This window comes from Tsuneonella sp. HG249 (genome assembly GCF_053819205.1).
Window position 1 is genome coordinate 43,199 of sequence record NZ_JBSOQY010000004.1, and the last position, 19,195, is coordinate 62,393.

19 protein-coding genes are annotated in these 19,195 nt (G+C 64.8%); 7 read left to right on the forward strand and 12 right to left on the reverse strand.

Annotated elements, in window-relative coordinates; translation table 11 throughout:
• Positions 1 to 92 precede the first annotated feature (92 nt).
• The 4 genes from terL to ACWPM1_RS13860 all read right to left on the reverse strand — a co-directional run bounded on the left by terL (position 93) and on the right by ACWPM1_RS13860 (position 5,323).
• Complete coding sequence (gene terL, locus ACWPM1_RS13845) at positions 93 to 1,562, reverse strand: phage terminase large subunit (RefSeq protein WP_455695498.1); 1,470 nt, start codon at positions 1,560 to 1,562, stop codon at positions 93 to 95.
• Positions 1,559 to 2,083: a hypothetical protein gene (locus ACWPM1_RS13850; protein WP_455695499.1), complete on the reverse strand. Its 525-nt coding sequence runs from the start codon at positions 2,081 to 2,083 to the stop codon at positions 1,559 to 1,561. The genes terL and ACWPM1_RS13850 overlap by 4 nt, the downstream gene beginning before the upstream one ends.
• Positions 2,076 to 3,584 (reverse strand): DNA modification methylase, encoded by a 1,509-nt coding sequence (locus ACWPM1_RS13855; RefSeq protein WP_455695500.1) that lies wholly within the window; start codon positions 3,582 to 3,584, stop codon positions 2,076 to 2,078. Before ACWPM1_RS13855 ends, ACWPM1_RS13850 begins: the two co-directional genes overlap by 8 nt.
• A 479-nt stretch (positions 3,585 to 4,063) precedes the next feature.
• Positions 4,064 to 5,323, reverse strand: coding sequence for an acetyl-CoA C-acetyltransferase (locus ACWPM1_RS13860; protein ID WP_455695501.1), 1,260 nt, complete (start codon positions 5,321 to 5,323; stop codon positions 4,064 to 4,066).
• A 97-nt stretch (positions 5,324 to 5,420) separates the two neighbouring features.
• Between ACWPM1_RS13860 and ACWPM1_RS13865 the strand changes: the two genes are divergently transcribed.
• The 4 genes from ACWPM1_RS13865 (at position 5,421) to ACWPM1_RS13880 (ending at position 8,612) form a co-directional block, all read left to right on the forward strand.
• A complete protein-coding gene (locus ACWPM1_RS13865) occupies positions 5,421 to 6,182 on the forward strand; it encodes a crotonase/enoyl-CoA hydratase family protein (RefSeq protein ID WP_455695502.1) in 762 nt (253 codons plus the stop codon).
• The gene (locus ACWPM1_RS13870; protein WP_455695503.1) at positions 6,182 to 7,330 is read left to right on the forward strand and encodes a CaiB/BaiF CoA transferase family protein; all 1,149 of its coding nucleotides are present in this window, start codon (positions 6,182 to 6,184) and stop codon (positions 7,328 to 7,330) included. Before ACWPM1_RS13865 ends, ACWPM1_RS13870 begins: the two co-directional genes overlap by 1 nt.
• Positions 7,331 to 7,408: 78 nt before the next feature.
• A complete protein-coding gene (locus ACWPM1_RS13875; protein ID WP_455695504.1) occupies positions 7,409 to 8,350 on the forward strand; it encodes a hypothetical protein in 942 nt (313 codons plus the stop codon).
• Positions 8,351 to 8,480: 130 nt separating this feature from the next.
• A complete protein-coding gene (locus tag ACWPM1_RS13880; RefSeq protein ID WP_455695505.1) occupies positions 8,481 to 8,612 on the forward strand; it encodes an entericidin A/B family lipoprotein in 132 nt (43 codons plus the stop codon).
• 48 nt (positions 8,613 to 8,660) lie between these two features.
• On the opposite strand, the gene ACWPM1_RS13885 is transcribed toward ACWPM1_RS13880, so the two are convergent.
• A complete protein-coding gene (locus ACWPM1_RS13885) occupies positions 8,661 to 9,551 on the reverse strand; it encodes an alpha/beta fold hydrolase (RefSeq protein ID WP_455695506.1) in 891 nt (296 codons plus the stop codon).
• A 95-nt stretch (positions 9,552 to 9,646) separates the two neighbouring features.
• Between ACWPM1_RS13885 and ACWPM1_RS13890 the strand changes: the two genes are divergently transcribed.
• Together ACWPM1_RS13890 and ACWPM1_RS13895 are read left to right on the forward strand one after the other, a co-directional pair.
• The gene (locus tag ACWPM1_RS13890; RefSeq protein ID WP_455695507.1) at positions 9,647 to 10,810 is read left to right on the forward strand and encodes an acyl-CoA dehydrogenase family protein; all 1,164 of its coding nucleotides are present in this window, start codon (positions 9,647 to 9,649) and stop codon (positions 10,808 to 10,810) included.
• Positions 10,811 to 10,957: 147 nt separating this feature from the next.
• Entirely contained in the window at positions 10,958 to 11,758 is an 801-nt protein-coding gene (locus tag ACWPM1_RS13895) for an SDR family oxidoreductase (protein WP_455695508.1), read from the forward strand.
• Here ACWPM1_RS13895 and ACWPM1_RS13900 read toward each other — a convergent pair.
• The 4 genes from ACWPM1_RS13900 to ku are packed head-to-tail and all read right to left on the reverse strand — an operon-like array spanning position 11,751 to position 16,319.
• Positions 11,751 to 12,404 carry a glutathione S-transferase family protein gene (locus tag ACWPM1_RS13900; RefSeq protein WP_455695509.1) on the reverse strand — a complete coding sequence of 218 codons (654 nt, stop codon included), beginning with the start codon at positions 12,402 to 12,404 and terminating at the stop codon, positions 11,751 to 11,753. The two genes, ACWPM1_RS13895 and ACWPM1_RS13900, sit on opposite strands and share 8 nt — an antisense overlap.
• Positions 12,405 to 12,415: 11 nt before the next feature.
• Complete coding sequence (gene ligD / locus ACWPM1_RS13905; RefSeq protein WP_455695510.1) at positions 12,416 to 14,956, reverse strand: DNA ligase D; 2,541 nt, start codon at positions 14,954 to 14,956, stop codon at positions 12,416 to 12,418.
• Complete coding sequence (locus tag ACWPM1_RS13910; RefSeq protein WP_455695511.1) at positions 14,953 to 15,423, reverse strand: MgtC/SapB family protein; 471 nt, start codon at positions 15,421 to 15,423, stop codon at positions 14,953 to 14,955. Before ACWPM1_RS13910 ends, ligD begins: the two co-directional genes overlap by 4 nt.
• Positions 15,423 to 16,319, reverse strand: a complete 897-nt coding sequence (gene ku, locus ACWPM1_RS13915) for a non-homologous end joining protein Ku (RefSeq protein ID WP_455695512.1) — start codon at positions 16,317 to 16,319, stop codon at positions 15,423 to 15,425. Before ku ends, ACWPM1_RS13910 begins: the two co-directional genes overlap by 1 nt.
• 87 nt (positions 16,320 to 16,406) lie before the next feature.
• On the opposite strand from ku, the gene ACWPM1_RS13920 reads away from it, so the two are divergent.
• A complete protein-coding gene (locus ACWPM1_RS13920) occupies positions 16,407 to 16,847 on the forward strand; it encodes a DUF2721 domain-containing protein (RefSeq protein ID WP_455695513.1) in 441 nt (146 codons plus the stop codon).
• A gap of 1 nt (position 16,848) precedes the next feature.
• Here the strand turns inward: ACWPM1_RS13920 and ACWPM1_RS13925 are convergent, their stop codons facing one another.
• Genes ACWPM1_RS13925 through ACWPM1_RS13935 form a run of 3 tightly spaced genes read right to left on the reverse strand, consistent with a single transcriptional unit; the run spans position 16,849 to position 19,113 of the window.
• Positions 16,849 to 17,142 carry a polyhydroxyalkanoic acid system family protein gene (locus ACWPM1_RS13925; protein WP_455695514.1) on the reverse strand — a complete coding sequence of 98 codons (294 nt, stop codon included), beginning with the start codon at positions 17,140 to 17,142 and terminating at the stop codon, positions 16,849 to 16,851.
• Positions 17,142 to 17,909 (reverse strand): hypothetical protein, encoded by a 768-nt coding sequence (locus ACWPM1_RS13930; RefSeq protein ID WP_455695515.1) that lies wholly within the window; start codon positions 17,907 to 17,909, stop codon positions 17,142 to 17,144. Before ACWPM1_RS13930 ends, ACWPM1_RS13925 begins: the two co-directional genes overlap by 1 nt.
• 1 nt (position 17,910) lies before the next feature.
• Entirely contained in the window at positions 17,911 to 19,113 is a 1,203-nt protein-coding gene (locus tag ACWPM1_RS13935) for a toxic anion resistance protein (protein WP_455695516.1), read from the reverse strand.
• Between the last annotated feature and the right edge of the window lie 82 nt (positions 19,114 to 19,195).

Below are 19,195 nucleotides of genomic sequence, written 5' to 3' on the forward strand. Positions count from 1 at the left end.
AAGGCTTGATAAGCCCGGGGCAACCATTGTGATCCATCAATACCCGCCGCGGTGGAGCGTTGCGCGAAGTCGCTACAATGGGACCAATCCGGTCAGGAACCGCGACGTCCGATCGGCCGCAACGGCGCACCTTCAGGCCGTTTGTCTCCTTTGGGACGCTTTGTACCGAGCGGCCGCTCGCGCAGGGTCTGCGAGAACCGCTGCTGGAGATAGTCGAGCGCCTGACTCGTGGAGTCGACCTGATCGTCCTTGCGGCTATTGGGGAACGACAGCAGTTCCTCGAGATAAGTCCCAAGCCACTCGGCTGACCGCGGCACCAAGACCTTGCCAGTCTCGAACATCACCGCGCGCGCCTCCATTCGTGCGAGCTTCTCGTACTGCGGCTTGATCAGCAGGGGGCGGCACACGCTCGAGGTGCGGCGGAGGTCTTGGACGATTGCGCGGCCGATTCCTTCATCCTCGATGATTGTGACGTCGGCCTGGTGGCGGCCGTGCAAGCCCTCGATGAGGCGGCGCAGGTCAGGCACTTCGAGGCGCTCACGCTCATGGTCGAGCAGGTAGAACTCGCCGACTGCGGCCCCCCACACGGTACCGACCGACCAGTCGGCGTCCTCGGAGAGGGTCGAGGCGCAGTCCCAGCTGACCAGCTTGAACTCGATTCCGTTGGGCGGGGCGTCGTAGAACTTGAGCCAGCGCCGCTTGACCACCCCGCCTTCGGCTGGAACCGGATGCTGCTGGTATTGCGCCTCGAACGCCATCAGGCCCATGTTGCGGCGCTTGAACTCGAGTTCCTCATGCCCGACGTGAAACGGCTGAAGGAGCTCACCAGGCTTGCGCACCTTGGTGCGGCCATTGCCGAGATCCCAGACTTCGCGCTCCGTTGCGACCGCTGGCATGACCACCATGTCCCACGGCTCCTCGTCGAGCATGTGGCCGGCAAGGTCATCGGGGTGGAGCCGCTGCATGACGCAGATGATTGCGCTCTCCCTGGGTTTGTTGAGGCGGGTGTAGATCGTCTTGTCGTAAGTGTCCTTGACCTTATCGCGCATTAGCTTCGAGTAAATCTCCTGGGCCTTGTTGGGATCATCGATGATGATGAGGTCCGCGCCGCGCGAGAGGATGGAGCCCTGGATCGACGTGGCCAGACGGTGGCCGCCCTTGGTCGTGTGCCAGTCCATGAGCTTCGTGGGCCGTCGCACTCGGCACTCGGGGAAGGTTTGCTTGAACCACGAGCTGTCGACGATCTGGCGGAACAGCTGAGCCTGCGTCTTGGCGACGTCGTTGCTGTAGGTGACACAGATTATCTTCTTCATCGGATCGTGGCCGAGCACCCAGGCCGAGTAGGCGACGCTGATGATGTGGGTCTTTAGGGATCTTGGCGGCAAATTGATCATCAGCCGCTTGCACTTGCCGGTCCGAACAAGCTCCAGCTTCAGCGCCAACACGAGGATGTGCCAGTTCTCGCGGTACCCGGCGCCCGGGTCGATGGTGTCGATGCACTTGCCGATGAACGAGAGGAAGTCGAGCCGCCAAAGGGCGTAAAGCGCGAGCAGAAGGTTCATTGGCCGTCCTCCTCGTCGTCCTCAGGCCAGGTCTCGTCCACCTTATCCTCCTCTTCCCCGGAGACGCTCATGGGGAAGTCGACGTCGACACCGAACCGGTTGGCAAAGAAGCGGGCCACCATCTCCAGATCGGCCTTGCTTACTTCGTTGTCGGTCTTCGCCGGACGACGCGGGATGAAGTCCTTGATCTGGCGGATGTCCCCGCCCCTGAGCGCCTTGTTGACGGTAGCCTTGGCTAGCACCTTGCCCTTGGGCATGACCTGCTCCTTGCCGGTCTCGTCGACGAACTTCATCGGCAGCCGCAGCTCCTCTTCGAACCAGTCCTCGAAGCTCGGCTCGACTTCCGGCCTGGGCTTGCGGGGAGGGCGGGGCTGACCCTTCTGGAACTGAGTGTGGCGCGGGGGCTTGCGGTAGCCGACCTCGTAGGTGGAGGCAGCGCTGGCGCTGCCCCCATTGATTTGGTCCGCCGCGGCGCGCTGGCGCCTTGCGCGCGGCTTGGTCTTGCCTTGGCGATCAGTCATCGATCGCCTCCTCGTCCTCGAGGTTTTCGTCCTTGCCGAAGTCATCCTCGTTGTCGAACCCCTCATCCGTGAGGCCGAGCGCAAGGTCGGCCGCATTACCGAGCCGTTCGCGGGCAACTTCCTCGAAGGTCTGCCCGGTTGCGGCCAGCACGGCCTCGAGCCCGCATCGCCTGGCGGCACGGCGGATGATGACATCGACATATAGCGGATCGATCTCGATCAGGCGCGCGCGGCGCCCTGTCAGCTCGGAAGCGAGCAGCAGCGTCCCGGATCCGCCGAATACATCAAGGGCAATTCCGCCGCGCGACGAGCAATCGCGAAGCAGATCAGCGATGAGGCTCGTACCCTTCACTGTGGGATGATCGGCGAGGTCCTCGTCGCGGTGGGCGCCGAAGCTGTTGCAGCTGGGGTATCCCGTCAGGACGTTGGACCGCCAGCGTGCACCCTTCTCGATCCCGAAGGTGGTAATGTGAGGTGCCGTCCCGTTCTTAAAAACACAACAGAGCTCAAATTGGCTACGGTACCAACCTCTCGCAGCGTTTCCCTTGACCCACACCAGCACATTTTTGTGTTCGGTGTACACCTCGCGGCCTGCAGCGATCATCTCGTAGACCATCCGCCAGTCGATGAAGTGATAGTGGATAGAGCCGTCGATGCTGTATTTGGCGCACAGGCTCATCACGGTGCGTTCAAAGTTGATGAACTCACCGCTCGACATCTCCCCGCTCGCGAAAGCGAACTCGCGCGAATCTTTGCGGCTGCTGACATGACCGCGCACTGGGCAGTTGTAGGGGCCGTCACATATGACGATTTGAGCGCGTTCGTTCCCCAGGAGCGTGTTTAGGCTCTCCTCTTTCTGGGAATCGGCGTTCAGCACCTTGTGCTCGCCGACAAGCCAGAGGTCGCCAGGGCGTGACACCGCGACCGGCGCAGGGGACAGGTCGTCGGTGCCGTCGGCCGCGTCGGTCTCGCTTTGTTCGGGCCGGTCCCTAAGGGTTATCTCGTCTATCTCTCGGGTCGAGAAGCCGGTCAGCTGGAGGTCGAGCTTAAGGTCGAGGTCGAGCGCGAGCGCGAGCTCCCCTAGCTCCTTGAGATCCATCGCTAGAGCGTCCTCGTCCCATCCGCCCATCGAGATCAGCTTGTGGTAGGCGATCCGGTAATGGCGGAGCTCGTCGGGTGTCTGGTTCTCGGCGTACAACACCGGAACCGTGGTGTGACCGAGCTCCTTTGCCGCCATCCAGAACGAGACCCCAACCACGATCGTGCCATCGCGCCCGACCAAGATGGGGAACACAAGGTTGCAACGCTGGACGTGAGCCTTGTAGGCCGCCGCCTGGCGTTGATTGCGGTGCCGGACGTCACGCGAAGGCGGCCGTACATGGTCGGTGGGCACTTCGGCAAAGCGCAGCGAGTTGCGGATTTGCGCTAACTCACCGTTCGGGAGCGAGGGTGGGGCGGGCGTTGCCGGACGCTGCCGGCAACGAACAGGCTTAAGCTTCATGGGAGAGGGTCTCCGTGTGCAGACGCCCGAAGACCATCGGGCGGAAACGACCCCTCTTGAGAGGGATGGGGTCGGTTTCATGCTGCTGCACTCGGAGGAACGGAGGGGCGTCCCAGAATGAGATCTTGCTGCTCGAAACGCCAGGGTCTTCATGTGCCGGCGCGAAAGGGTTGCTAAGCCAACCAAGACAGCATAGCAAGGAAAAAGTCCAATGAAAATAAAGCTTAACGAAGGATTTGCGACTTGCTCTGCAGATTTCGACTAAGGGGTTACGCGTGCAACAGCTCTACTTGTGATTCAAGCAAGTAGGTCGAGGATGACTGGCAGCGATAAAATTTCAAACTTGAAGTTGGCAGCTCGGCTAAATTGAAAATTCCCGTGAAAATTCCCGTGCAACGGGAATTCTCTTCGCCGGCTTCGACGTTATCCTGCGATAGCGCGCACCTGGCCGGGTCATCACCGTAGTGACTGGAGGGGGATCAACTGCTCGCGTCGATCCGCTCGATGATCACCGCGGGGGCCATGCCGCCAGCCGCGCACATGGTGATGAGGCCGTAGCGGCCGCCCGAACGCTCGAGCTCGTCGAGCGCGGTGCCGACAAGGATCGAGCCGGTCGCGCCGATCGGGTGGCCCAGCGCCATCGCACCGCCGTTGATATTCACCTTCTCGCGGTTGAGTTCGAGGTCGCGGATGAACTTCTCGGCAACCACCGCGAACGCTTCGTTGATCTCCCACACGTCGATGTCGTCTTTGCTGAGACCGGCCTTCTCGAGCACCTTTTTCGCCGCGGGGACGGGGGCGTTGAGCATCAGCGTCGGGTCGTCGCCCTGGTTGCAGTAAGCGACGATGCGCGCGCGCGGCTTGAGGCCATGCTCCTTGGCGTATTCAGGTGAGGCGATCAGCAACGCGGCCGCGCCGTCCACCACGCCGCTGCTGTTGCCGGCGTGGTGGAAGTGTTGGATCTCGACGTCGGGATAGCGCCGGTTGATCTGCTTCCTGAAAGTGGTGCCGCCGATCTCGAAGTCGGCAATCTTGGCGAAGCTCGGCTGCAGCGCGGCAAGGCCCTCGGCAGTGGTCTCGGGGCGGGGGAACTCCTCGCGGTCGAGCGCCACGGTGCCGTCCGAATTGTGCACCGGCACTACCGACTTGGCGAAGCGGCCTTCCTTGATCGCGCGGTCGGCGCGTTGCTGGCTGATCAGCGCGAGATCGTCGAGCGCCTGGCGGTCGATGCCTTCGATGGTGGCGATCGCGTCGCCGCACACCCCCTGGTGCGATTGCGGGTGGAGTTCGTCCAATGCCTCGTGCCCGCTGCCCATGAGCCGCGGCGGCAGGCCCGCGTTGGCCTGCTCGGCGGCGTGCGCTGCGGTGTAGCTCATCATCTCGGTTCCGCCGGCGATGACGCAGTCTTCCATCCCGCTCATCACGCTGGCAGCGGCGAAGTTGACCGCGCTGATCCCGCCCCCGCAGAAACGATCGAGCGTGGTCCCGCTGGCCTTAACGTCGTAGCCGGCGCTGAGCGCGGCCATCCGCCCCAGGTCGCCGCCCTGCTTGCCGTTCTGGCTGCTGGTCGACCAGACGATGTCGTCGACCGTAGCGGTGTCGAGGTGGTTGCGCTCCTTGATCGCCTTGAGGACGGTGGCGGCGAGGTGCTGCGGGTGGAGGTGGCTCAGCGCGCCTTTGCCCGGCTTGCCGACGCCCCGGGGGGTGCGCACCGCGTCGATAATGTAGGCTTCGGGCATGGGGGAATCCTCTCGTTTCTGGAATCAGGTTGACGGAAGCGTAAACCTTGCGGACAACCGGCACAAGACGAGTTGCAAAGCGAAATGGAGAGTTGCCGTGAGCGAAGAACTGCTGACCGAAGTCCGTGACGGTGTGCTGATCGTCACGATCAACCGGCCCGAGGCAAAGAACGCGATGAACGCGGCCGCCGCGCAAGGAATTGCCGACGCGATGGACCGGCTCGACTCGGATGACAGCCTGCGCGTCGCGATCCTTACTGGCGCCGGCGGCACGTTCTGCTCGGGCATGGACCTCAAGGGCTTCCTGCGTGGCGAACGTCCGAGCGTCGAGGGGCGTGGGTTCGGGGGGATCACCGAGAAGGGCCCGGTCAAGCCGCTGATCGCCGCGGTCGAAGGCTATGCGCTCGCCGGCGGGTTTGAGCTGATGATCAGTTGCGATCTCGTGGTCGCCAACTCCAAGGCCAAGTTCGGCATCCCCGAGGCCAAGCGCGGGCTGGCCGCGGCGGCGGGTGGGCTGGTCAAGCTGCCGAAGATGATCCCACCCAAGATCGCGATGGAATTGGCGCTGACGGGCGACTTCATCGACGCGCAACGGGCTTACGATCTCGGCCTGGTTAATCGGGTGACCGACGGCCCCGCGCTAGATGCCGCGCTCGAGCTCGCCAAGGCGGTCACTGCCAACGGGCCGGTCGCGGTACGAGTGTCCAAGCAGGTGATCAACGAATCGCCCGGCTGGAGCATGGAAGAGCGCTGGCAGAAGCAGGGCGAGCTGATGCCCCAGGTGTTTATGAGCGAGGACGCACGCGAGGGCAGCCTCGCCTTTGCCGAGAAGCGTGCGCCCAACTGGAAGGGCAAGTAATGCCCGGCCCGCTGGAGGGGCTGCGGATAGTCGAGTTCGCGGGCATCGGGCCGGGGCCGTTCTGCGGGATGATGCTCGCCGACCACGGCGCCGAGGTCATCCGCATCGACCGCGCCAGTGGCAGCCGCGGCGGCTCGCAACCGGTGACGAGCAAGGACGTGCTCGCGCGCGGGCGCAAGTCGATCGCCATCGATCTCAAGAGCGCCGAGGGCGTCGCGCTCGCGCGCAAACTGTGTGCCAGTGCGGACGGGATCATCGAAGGCTTCCGCCCGGGCGTGATGGAGCGGCTGGGGCTGGGGCCGGACGAGCTGCTCAAGGACAACCCCAAGCTGGTGTACGGCCGCATGACCGGCTGGGGCCAGACAGGGCCCTACGCGCCGTACGCCGGGCACGACATCAACTACATCGCGCTCGCTGGGGCGCTGGCGCATTTCGGGCGCGCCGGGGGCAAGCCGACCCCGCCGATCAACATGGTCGGCGACTTCGGCGGCGGCGGCATGATGCTCGCGTTCGGCATGGTCGCCGCGCTGCTCAACGTCGCGCGCGGGGGTAAAGGCCAGGTGATTGACGCCGCGATGACCGACGGCACCGCAGTGCTGATGAGCATGATGCACGGGATGAAGGCGATGGGCGTGTGGTCGGAGGAGCTCGGCGTCAACATGCTCGACACCGGCGCGCACTTCTATGACACCTACGAGACGGCGGACGGCAAGTTCGTGAGCATCGGCAGCATCGAGCCGCAGTTCTACGCCGAACTGCACACCCGCGCGGGGCTGGCCGACGATCCCGACTTCGACGCCCAGCACGACCGCAAGGCGTGGGGACCGCTCAAGGACAAACTCACCGCGCTGTTCAAGTCCAAGACCCGCGCCGAATGGGATGCGCTGATGGAGCATACCGACGTCTGCTACGCCCCAGTGCTGACGATGAGCGAGGCCTACGAGCACCCCCACAACACGGCGCGAGGGACCTTCGTCGAGGTCGGCGGCGCGATGCAGCCGGCGCCGGCGCCGAGGTATTCGGCGACCGCTAACGCGACCCCGCGACCCGCGCCGATGCCGGGCGATCAGACCGAAGACATCCTCGGCTCGCTCGGGATGAAGGCGGACGAGATCGGCAAGTTGCGGGCGGCGGGCACCGTCGCCTGAGGATTGTCGCCCGGTTCCACCCTTGTTTGGAGCAGTCGGGGAGGTCGTGCGTTCAGGCTCCTTACGGAGACCTGTTGAATGAAGACGACCGCATCGCTCTTGCTCCCCGCGCTGGCTCTCGGGCTCGGCGCATGTGGTTTCACCAAGCCTAATGACGGCGCCGAAGAGGCCCGGGCCCAGCGAGAACGATCGCTGGCCCAGCGCCTGAAAGCCGCCTGTTCGTCCCAGGCAACCTACGATCGGCTGAAGCAGGTGGCGTTCGATGAGGCGATTCGGATCCGGAATGCCGATCCGGTCAACCTCGACACGCTTTCCACCCATTCGCTTGTTCGGATCGAAAATCCGATCGTTAAGAGCCGCGACGAGAAACTCGACGTCACCGTGTGTAGCGGGCGCTTCATTCTCCAGGTTCCCCCGGGGGCAGAGCGCGCATTCGATGGTGAGCGCCAGCTGGCAGCGGATATTGAGTACGCCGCTCAGGCCGCCGCCGATGGCAGCGGATTGGTCTACCAGATAAAGGGCGCCGAGCCGATCATCTACCGCCTCGCGACGTTCGACTTGCGCTCCGAAGCCTACCGCCCCGCTGCTGCACCGAGGGTCGCTGCGGCGGAACCGCCGGAGTCGCCGCCCACCGCGACGCAAGCCTCCGAGCCTTCGGAGGCGCCGCCTCGTCCCACCCCGGCGGCCAAGCCGACGAGCGCGCCTACCCGAACGGCTGCGGCGCCCGTGAGCCCGCCCCAGCGCGCGGCCTTCGCCTCACCCAGCTTCAGGTGTCGTTCCGGCCAATCGCGTAGCGAACGCATGGTTTGCAGCAGCGATCGCCTGGCGGCACTCGACCGACAGATGTCATCGCATTTTTACTCCGCACTGAGCCGCGGCAGCGAGCGACAGCGCGCCGAGCTCCGCCGTACGCGCGACCGCTTCCTCGGCTATCGCGAGCGCTGCGCGGACGAGGCCTGCGTCGCGCAGGCTTATCTCGACCGGATGGACGAGATCAGGGACATCGCGAGCGGGCGCTGAGCTCCGACGTGCCGGTTCCCATCGCAACTGGGCGTCGGACTACCGCCCCGGCGGGAACTGGCCACTATGCGGCGTTTTCCTTCATCAGCCCGGCGGCCGTGGAGCTCCCGGCATTGCAAGGGAATGCGTTATGAAAAAAATCCTTATGGCTCTCGTACTGTCTGGCGGGTTGGCTCTCTCGGCGTGCAACACGGTCGAAGGCGCGGTCGACGACGTCGAATCCGTCGGCGATTGCACGGACGGACAGAAGGGCAACTGCTGATCGCATATGCTTGAGCGGGGGCGCAACTGCCCCCGCTCAAGCATCCCGCTACCCGATAAATCGGCGCACCTCGGCTACGAAATCCTCGAACTGGTCATGGTGCACCCAGTGGCCCGCGCGCTCGTATTCGCTAACCCGCACGTTATCGCCGAAGTACGCCAGCCGCCCATCATTCTCCGGATTGCTGGCCCACGAGTCCGCGCCGTAGATCATCAGCGTCGGGCAGGTGATCGCGGCCCATAGCGCGTGCTGGCCCTTGGTCGGCACGTCGTCCGGGGGCCAGGCGTGGAGGTGGGGGTCGAATTTCCAGCTGAAGGTGCCGTCCTCGTTGCGCATCACTGCGTGCAGGGTGAGGTGGCGAGCCTGCTCGTCGGAGAGATAGCTGTTCGCCTCCCGCATCCGTTGAAGCGCGTCCGCGAACGTGTCGTACTTCCTCACCGAGCGCGCGCTCGCCTCGCGTTTCTTGTCGATCCAGCTCGTCCATTGGTCGCCGTACGGCCGCTCGCGGCGTTGATCGATCATCTTGGGGCTGGGCCCTAGCCCCTCGATGGCCACCAGACGCCGGACGTTATCGGGGTAGAGCCCGGTGTAGCGGGTGGCGATATTGCCGCCGAGCGAGTGTGCCACGATCGTCACCGGCGCGAGGCCGAGCTGATGGATCAACTGGGCGAGGTCGTAGACATAGCCCATCGTCGTATACACGCCGTTGTTGTTCCACTCGCTGTCGCCGTGCCCCCGCAGGTCGGGGCAGATGACGTGCCAGTCGGCGCGCAGCGCCTCGGCGGTCCAGTCCCAGTTGCGGCAGTGGTCGCGCCCGCCGTGGAGCAGGACCAGCGGTGGCGCCTCCGGGTTGCCCCAATCGGCGTAGTGCAGCTTCGTCCGCTGCGAAATGTAGCTCTGGCTGGTGGGGCCCCCTCCGAACCGATCAGTATCGAACATTGTTGCCCTTTACGTAAGCGTGAATTTCCGTTGCGGATCGCTACCCGCCTGATACGTTCGCCTGCAACCACAGAATCGACGAGAGGACCAGCCCGATGCCCGTGATCGACGTTCCCGACCCAGAGTTTATGCAGGACGAGGAAATCGCGATCTTCAAGGATGCGGTGGGCAAGTTCTACGAGCAGCACGCGCCGCAGAAGCGGGTCGAGAAATGGCGCGAGGACGGGCAGGTCGAGGCCGAATTCTGGCGCGAGGCGGGCGCCGCGGGCCTGCTCGGGATGACGGTACCCGAGGAATACGGCGGCCACGGCGGCGATTTCCGCCACGACCTTGTGGTGCTGAGCGAGCAGGCCAACAAGGGCGTCGACGGGTTCGCCGCGAGCTTACACAACGTGATCATCCTGCCCTACATCGTGCGTCATGGCACCGAGGAGCAGAAGAAAAAGTGGCTTCCCAAGCTCGTCACCGGTGAGCTCATCAGTGCGATCGCGATGACCGAGCCGGGCGCGGGCAGCGATCTGCAGAGCATCACCACCACCGCGATCAAGGACGGCAACGGCTACCGGCTCAATGGCGCGAAGACTTTCATCTCGAGCGGCCAGCTCGCCAATCTGATCATCGTCGTGGCCAAGACCGATCCCAAGGAAGGCGCCAAGGGCATCAGCCTGATGGTGCTCGAGACCGAGGGCGCGGAAGGCTTCCTTCGCGGCAAGAAGCTCGACAAGATCGGGCAGGACGCGTCCGACACGTCCGAGCTGTTCTTCGACGACGTCTACATGCCTAGCGACAGCGTGCTCGGCGGGGTCGAGGGGCGGGGGTTCTACCAGTTGATGGGCGAGCTGCCGCAGGAACGCCTGGTGATCGCAATCGGCGCAATGACCACGATCGAGAAGGCGCTCGACACCACGGTCGAGTACGTCAAGCAGCGCAAGGCGTTCGGCAAGACCATCTGGGACTTCCAGAACACTCAGTTCGTGCTTGCCGACCTCAAAGCCAAGGCGACGGCCGCCAAGGTGTTCGTCAACGACTGCATCGCCAAGGTGCTAAAGGGCGAGCTCGACGTCACCACCGCCTCGATCGCCAAGTACTGGTGCACCGAGCTGCAGGGCGAAGTGGTCGACAAGTGCCTCCAATTTCACGGCGGCTGGGGCTACATCAACGAATACGCGATCGCGAAGATGTACCGCGACAGTCGCATCACCCGCATCTTCGGCGGGAGCAACGAGATCATGAAGATGCTGATAGCGCGGTCGATGTGACTAAGTCGTCCCACCACCTTCGTCTTTGCGAGGAGCGGCAGGCGACTAAGCAATTCGTCGACCTATGCGGGCGGTAGGACCGGCGGGTGATGGATCGCCGCGCCGCTTCGCGGCTCGCGATGACGAGGTTGAGAGGGAGAAGCGATCATGACCACATTCCGTAACGGCCTGCTCGAGGGCAAAGTGGCATTCGTCGCGGGTGGGACCAGCGGCATCAACCTCGGCATCGCCAAGCGCTTCGCGGAGCTCGGGGCGCGTGTCGCAGTCTGCGGGCGCGACCCCGAGAAAGCCGCGCGCGCGGCCGGCGAGATTGGCGGCGACGGCAGCGGCGGGGCGCTCGGGCTGTCGGCGGATGTGCGCGACTTCGGCGCGATCCGCGGCGCGCTCGAGCAGACGGCAGGCGACTTCGGCAAGCTCGACATCGTCGTGGCGGGCGCGGCGGGGAACTTCCTCGCACCGGCGCTCGGCATGTCGGCGAACGCCTTCAAGACCGTGGTCGACATCGATCTGCTCGGGACCTTTAACACCTTTCGGGCCTGTCACGACCTGCTCGCCACGCCCGCCTCGCTCATCGCGATCACCGCCGGCCAGGCCGAGCAGGCGATGGCGCTGCAGGTCCACGCCTGCGCGGCCAAAGCCGGGGTCAACCAGGTGATCCGCACGCTGGCGATCGAATGGGGCCCCGACGTGCGCGTCAACGGCATCTCCCCTGGACCGATCGCGGGTACCGAGGGCATGGCCCGGCTGGCGCCCAATCCGGAGCTAAAGCAGGCGAGCGAGCACCGCATTCCGCTCAAGCGCTGGGGCGAGATCGAGGAAATCGCCGAGGCGGCGGTGTTCCTCTGCTCGCCCGCGGCGAGCTACGTGACCGGCACGATCCTCGACGTCGACGGCGGCAGCTCGGTGGGTGACGCGGGCCGGATGGATATCGCCAAGGGCCTCAGCTAGCCGCGGCCCGCACGGCAACTTCGCGCTGGGCGGCGAAAGCGCGCTGATAGGCGGGGCGCGCTTCGCCGCGCGCCACGTAGTCAAGCAGGTTGGGAAACTCCTCGAGCAGGTTGGGCCCATCTTCAAGCCGGCGCAGCACCATCACCATCATCAGGTCGCCGGCCGAGAAGGCACCGTCGAGCCACTCGCCCGAGCCGAGGAACGCCGACAATTCGCCGAGCCGCTGGCGCACCGCATCGTCGAGCAACGGCGAGCGGGCATGGAACCACGGTTTTTCGCTTTCCATGACGCGGGCCTGCTCGCGCTCGACGATAGGCGGCTCAACCGTATTGAGCGCGGCGAACAGCCACACGATAGCGCGCGATCGGCCGTCGAGTTCGTCCGGCAGCAGCCCCGGGTGGCGCTCGGCTAGATGGAGCACGATTGCGCCCGATTCGAACAGCGCGAGATCGCCTTCCTGATAAGTCGGGATTTTGCCGAACGGATGGATCGCGAGGTGCGCCGGCTGTTTCATCTCCGCGAACGTCACCAGACGCTCATCGTAGGGCTGGCCGACTTCCTCCAGGGCCCAGCGGACTCGCATGTCGCGCGCATGGCCGTGCCCGCCGTCGGGCGAATCCTTGAAGGCAGTGATCACCGGCTTCACGCGCGTTCTCCCTAGAGATCGGGCAGCGCCTGCTCGGCAAAGCCCCAGCCGGCGAGCGCCTTGCTCTGCGCGCGCTCGAGCAGCTTGTCCGCGTCGAGGATGGTGAACTCGTGCGCCGTCTTGAAGCCCGGCAACTCGTCCCACGACACCGGAACCGCCACCGGCGCGCCGGCGCGAGCGCGGGCGGAGTAGGGCAGCACGGCGGTGCTGCCGCGCTGGTTGCGCAGGTAGTCGATGAAGATTTTCCCCACCCGCTTCGCCTTGCTCATGTTGGCGAGGTACTTGTCGGGCTCGGCCATGCTCATCGCCTCGGCAAAGCGCTTGGAGAAGTCCTTGTGCGCTTCCCACGAGTGCCCCGGGGTAAGCGGGATCACCACGTGCACGCCCTTGCCGCCCGAGAGCATCGCGTAGCTGGCGAGGCCGAGGTCCTCGAGGTGCGCGTGGAAATCGATCGCGGCCTGCTTCACGTCCTCGAAATCGAGCCCCTCGTCGGGGTCAAGATCGATCACCATCCGGTCGGGCGCCTCGACGTCGCTGGTGCGGCTGCCCCACCCGTGGAACTCGATCGTGCCCATCTGCACGCAGGTAAGCAGGCCCTCCATATCCTCGACATAGAGGTAGTCCTCCATGTCGCCCTTCTTCTCGCGGATCGGGACATGGTGGACGTGGGGGCCGAACGAGCCGCTGTCGTGCTTCTGGAAGAAGCATTTCTTGCCGCGCCCTTGGGGACAACGGACGAGGCTGACGGGGCGGTTGGCCGCCCACGGCAGCATCAGCGGCGCGATCCGGGCGTAGTAATCGGCGAGTTGGCCCTTGGTCTCGCCGGTCTCGGGGAAGATCACCCGGTCGGGATTCGAGATCTTGACCGAACTCGTGGGCGGCTCGGCCGGAGCGGCTTGCGACACTTCGGGGACGACCTCGGCGGCTTTCTTGTCACCGCGCAGGCCGAGGAAACTGCCGTGGCGCACGCTGCCGTCCGCGGTGAATTCGGCAAAGGCGATCTCGGCGACTAACTCGGGCTTGAGCCAGGTGACACCTCTGCGTGAGGGGCGGTCGACTTCCGCCGCGGGCTCGCTTTGCTCGATCTTGGCGAACTGCGCGGCGAGATCGCCGAGCGTGTCCATGTTGAACCCGGTGCCGACGTTACCTTTGTATACTAGCTGGTTACCTTCGTGCTGCGCGAGGAGGATCGAGGAGAACGGCCGCCCCGCCGCGCTCGACTTCTTCCAGCCGATGATGACGAATTCCTGGCGCCGTGTGCACTTCACTTTGACCCAGCTCTTGGTCCGAGTGGAGCGATAGGGCGCGTCGATTGCCTTGGAGATGATCCCTTCCTGCCTCGCATCGCACATCGCCTTGAACAGCTTTTCGCCCGCACCGATCACGTGGTCGGCGACGTGGATCGGCGGCTGCGCGGTTTTAAGTAGCCCCTCGAGTCGTTCCTTGCGCTCGATGTTCGGGAGTTTGGCCAGGTCCTCGCCGTTCGCCTCGAGCAGGTCGAACGCATGGAACGTCAGCTTGTCCTTCTTCGACTGTGCGCCATGTCCGCGCTTCAGCACCGACTGCAACGAGGAAAAATCCGGGTTGCCGTCCTCGCCGTAGGCGACGATCTCGCCGTCGATCAGGCATGGCGGAAGGTCGAGCGCGGCGACCGCTTCGGCGAGCGGGGCGAACTTGTCGGTCCAGTCGAGGCCCTTGCGGGTGTAGACGCTGACTTTGACCCCCGCCGCGGCGATCAGCGCCCGATAGCCGTCGAATTTTATCTCGTGCATCCAGCGGTTGCCGGCCGGAACGCTGTCGACCAGCGTGGCGAGTTGCGGCTCCCGGAACTGGGGCGGATTGCCCGAAACCTTGGTGCCCTTCTTCACCACTCGTTTGGCGACACTGCCGGTATGCTTCTTGGCCCTCTCCATCTCGGCGGCGAAGGCGTTGCCGCGCTTGCCCTTGAGCGAATGCGAACCCGCGACGTCGGCCTCGATCTCCGCCATCGTGCGACCTGTGCTCACGCTGGTCAGCGCGTGCTCGACCAGCGGGTCGCCTTCCTGGGCGAACTCGTCGTTGATCTTGCGTAAGAGCCAGTTGTCGCGCTTCTCACCGGGGCGGCGCTTCAGGCGAATGAGCAGCCATTCGCCCCTCATCCGCTCCCCGTCGCAGCGGAAGTGGAGGTGGCCCTTGGCGAGGTCCTTCCAGCTTTTGCCCTCGACCGGCTCCCAGGTGCCGGTGTCCCACAGCATCACCGTGCCGCCGCCGTACTCGCCCTTGGGAATCGTGCCCTCGAAGTCGCCGTAGGACATCGGGTGATCCTCGGTCTGCACCGCGAGCCGCTTAATCTCGGGATCGGGTGAGGGGCCCTTGGTGACCGCCCAGCTCTTGAGCACGCCATCGGCCTCCAGTCGCAGGTCCCAGTGGAGGCGCGTCGCGTCGTGCTTCTGGACCACCAGCCGCCCGCCTTCCTTGCCCGCCGCGCCCGTAGTGCGATTGCCAGCCGGCTCGGCGGTCTTCTTGAAGTCACGCTTCTTGTTGTACTCGGCTAGCGGGTCGGCGCGGCTCATTCGGTGAAGTCCTCGTCAGGCCAGAATTTGCGCTCGAGCATCCCGATCCCAGTCAGCATCACCACGGAGATGACCGACCCGATCACCACCAGCGGCCAGAAACCGGCGCCGCAAGCGATCCCGATCACGGCCGTGAGCCACAGGTGCGCGGCGGTGGTCAGGTTCTTGACCTTGCCCTTGCTGAACACGATCAGCCCCGCGCCGATGATACCGATGAAGGTGCCCGTGGCTTCGAAGATGCGCAGCACGTCGGCCCCTTCGCCGCCGACCTGGTGGTAGAGCGAGATCATCGCCACCGTCATCGTCGCGGCGGAGACGCAGATCAGGCCGTGGGTGCGTAGTCCCGCCGCCCGCCCGCGCACTTCGCGATCGATCCCCAGCAGGAGCCCGATGATCGCGGCCGCGCCGATCCGCATTATTACATCGGTATCGATCCAATGGACGAAGACCGGCGGGTTGAGCTCCATCAGGCGCGCTTCCGGGCCTTCGCGGCGGGCGCGGCTTTCTTGGCCGGCGCCTTCTTCGTCGTGCCCTTCTTCGCTGCGGGCTTCGCGTCTCCGCTATCGTTCGCAGCGGCCTTGCCGCCGACCGACTGTTTGAGCGCCGCCATCAGGTCGATGACGTTCGAGCCGCGGGCAGCGGGCTCTTCCACGTCTTCCAGCACCTTCTTGCCCTTCGACTTGGCCTTCTTGTCGATGATCCTCTTGAGCGCTTCGACGTAGCGGTCGTGGAATTCGCTGGCATCAAAGGGACCGCTCTTCTGATCGATTAGCGATCCGGCCAGGTCCAGCATCGGCTTGGCCGGCTTGGTCGCCGGAATGTCCTTGAAGTAGCCCTGGGCGCGGCGGACCTCATCTTCGTAACGCAAGGTCTCCATCACTAGGCCCTTGCCGCACGGCTTGAGGCTGACGAGCTGCTCGCGCCCGCGCACCGACAGTTGACCGAGCGCGACCTTCTTCTTCGCCTTCAGCGCCTCGCGCAGCACGACGTAGGCTTCCTCCGCGAGGTCGTCCTGCGGGACGACATAGTAGGGCTTCTCGAAGTAGAAGATGTCGATCTCGTTGGCGTCGACGAACTGGACGAGCTCGAGCGTGCGCTTGCTCTCGACCTTGGCGGCCTCGATTTCGTCCTCGTCGAGCAGCACGAAGTTGCCCTTCGACACCTCGTAGCCCTTGACGATCTCGTCGCGGTCGACCGGGCCGATGCCCTGCACCACCTTCTCGTAATTGATCGGCTTGCCGGTCGGCTCGTGGATCTGCCGGAAGCTGATGGTGGCGCCCGATTTCGTCGCCGGATAGATCTCGACCGGGATGGAAACCAGCGCGAGTCTGATCTGTCCCTGCCAATAGGCGCGTGCGGCCATTTTCGTATTCCCCTTCGGATTCGCCAAGTCAGCGATTCACGCGGGGATTCGGTTCCAATCGCATCCGGTGGCGGTTATCGCGCGCGCATGATCGCCCAGACCATCCAGCTAGCCCTCGCACCGGTGTTCGTGCTGGTGGCGATCGGCAACATCATGAACCTGCTCTCCACCCGCCTCGGCCGGGTGGTCGATCGCAGCCGCGCGCTGCAAGAGCGCCACGGCAAGACCGAGGGCGGCGAGCATGACATGGTGGTGCGCGAGATTCGGGTGGTCGATACTCGCATCCGCCTGATCGGGCGCGCGCTGCGTTTGTTGGTCGGTAGTGGCCTCGCGATCGGGGTCACGGTAGCGGTGCTGTTTCTCGATGAGCTGGTCGACGCTGACCTGCAGAGGGTCGCGGCCGGTACATTCCTGCTCGCCGTAGGAATGATGATGTGGGCGCTGGTGTTGTTCCTGCGCGAGACCCAGGCCGCCTCGGCCGCTCTGCGAATTCCGGAGGAGTATCTCGAGCGCGAACGGCGGCTCTAGCTCAGGTCAGCAGCTTCTGGCCCTGGCTCTTGATGGCGCCGGCCACCATCGGCTCCATGAACGCCAGCGCCGGCGGCAGGTCGACGTCGAGAACCAGTTGGCCGGGCTCCAGATCGACGTTGGCGCGCAGGTTCTGGCCCATGGCCGAAATGTCCATCGTCATCCGGTCTTCGCTCGGCCATGCCGTGCTCACCGCGCCGCCGCCGGGGATGGCGTTGCCGATCTGGTGGCTCTTGGACTTCAGTCGTTCGCGCACCGTGTCGTTATCGAGACTGTGGGGAATGGCGACGCGCATCAGGCGTGATCCTTGGTCTTGTCTTCGAGCATGGCTTCATCGCCATACTTGTAATCGAGGTAACGGGTCTTGACCGCAAGATCGTCGAGCGAGCCCTCGGCAAGCTGGCGAGTGACCCGGTCGATCTCGCTGCTGATCTTGCCGAGACCGCTGGTGAGCTGGTCGTCGGGCGTGACCCCTCCGCGCTGCTCCGTGCGCAACTGCTGGGGGATGCGGCGGTAGCTGTCGACCATTTCGGGCAACGTATCGCCCACCAGCGTGCGCACCTCGGCGGCGGCAGGATGGTGCGGATCGATCCCGTCGAGCTGCAATCCCAGCGCATCGAGCTGGACACCGATCTTGCCGACCATGTCGGCGGCGGGAGCGGGCAGGGCGGGCCGCTGCGCCTCCAGCCACAGTTCGGTCCTTCCGACCAACTGCTTTGCATCGGCGGCCTTGGTGAGGTCCGCGCGCCTGGGGACCTTCATCTTCGGGAACTGACCCAGCAGGGTGATCACCAGCACGCTGGCGAGCACCAACGCCACCACCCCCATCAACCCGATGCCCTCGATCATCGACCCGATAATCCCGGTCGCCACCCAAATCGCGAACAGGGCGATCACGATATTGCGCAGCTTCTTCCCGCGATGACGCCGCTTTAGCTTTCGCGATTCCGTGCCGATCGACCGCCCCAGCTCGCGGCGGTGCCGCCCGCCCGCGCGATTGTCGTCGCGCACCCGGCGCGCTTCGTCGAGCACGCGGTCGGACTGGCGGGTCAATTCGCCCAACTCAGGCCTCCGCGGTCAGGAACTTGGATTCGCTGACCGACGCCGAAGCCTTCGCCTGCCCTTCGGCGCGGGCGATATAGCCCTTCGACTTCTCGACCTCGGCCGAGAGCGTGGTCACGGTCTGCTTCATCGAATCGAGCGCGCGCAGCTTGAACGCGTCGACCTCGTCCATCGTGTCGTAGATGTTCTGGAACGCGCGTTGCAGCGTCTCGAGCGGGATGGTGCTCGCGGCGGCCTGTTCGTGGATTTTGCCGGTCTGCTCGCGCAGCAGCGTGCTCGTGCTGTCGATGATGTTGGCGGTGGTGGTATTCAATGCGGTGATCTGGTTGAGGACCAGCCGCTGGTTGGTCATCGCCTCGGCCACGGTCACCGCGGTGCGCAGTGCGCCGACGGTGGTGGTGCTGGCGCGGTCGACGCCCTTCACCAGCTCGACGTTGTTCTTCTTGACCAGGTCGAGGCTCAGGTAGCCCTGCACCGAAACCGCCATCTGGGTGAGCAGGTCCTGCGTGCGTTGGCGGACGTAGAACAGCGCGGTCTCGCGGATCGCCTTGGCCTTGGCCGAATCGGTCGCGTCAAGATCGGCGGCCTTCTCTTCCAGCTTCTCGTCGAGCACCTTGGAGATGTGGATCATCTGCTCAAGGTTGCCCATCGCCTCCCACAGCTTCTGCCGTTCGACGTCGATCGCCGCGTTGTCCATGAGCAGCTCGTCCTTGCCGCTGGCGAGGTTGCCGAGGATCGACTGGATGTGCGTCTGCGCGCTCTGGTAGCTGCGGAAATAGTTGGTCAGCTTGTTGCCGAACGGGATGATCCCGAGAAACTTGCGCGTGCCGCTCTTGGCCCCGCGGCGACCCGGATCGAGATCCTCGACCACCCGGCGCAGCTCGGCGAGATTGGCGCCGACGCCTTCGTCCTTGCTCATCGCCCGCACCGGCCGGTCGAGGAAGCGGTTGGAGTGGCCCGCCGCCGCCATGATTTCCTTGCGGCCCATGTTGGTGATCTGGTCGACCTTCTTGCCAAATTCCGGCGAGTTGGCGTCCTGTGCCACGAGGTCGGCGACGAACGCATCGGCCTTTTCCTCGAGCTTCGATTTCTTCTCGTCGGTCACCGGGACCAGGCCCGAAGCCTGCGCTGCCGCCACAACCGGCACCGGGTCGGGCGGGGTCAGGTTTAGGTCGGTCGCGGTCTTGGTCTGCGTTTCGGCCATGGATTCCTCTCAGCGCGCTGTGTTAGCATGATAAGACAGTCTACGCGCGTTTCAACCCCGTCTAGCACGCCAGACGCGAGGG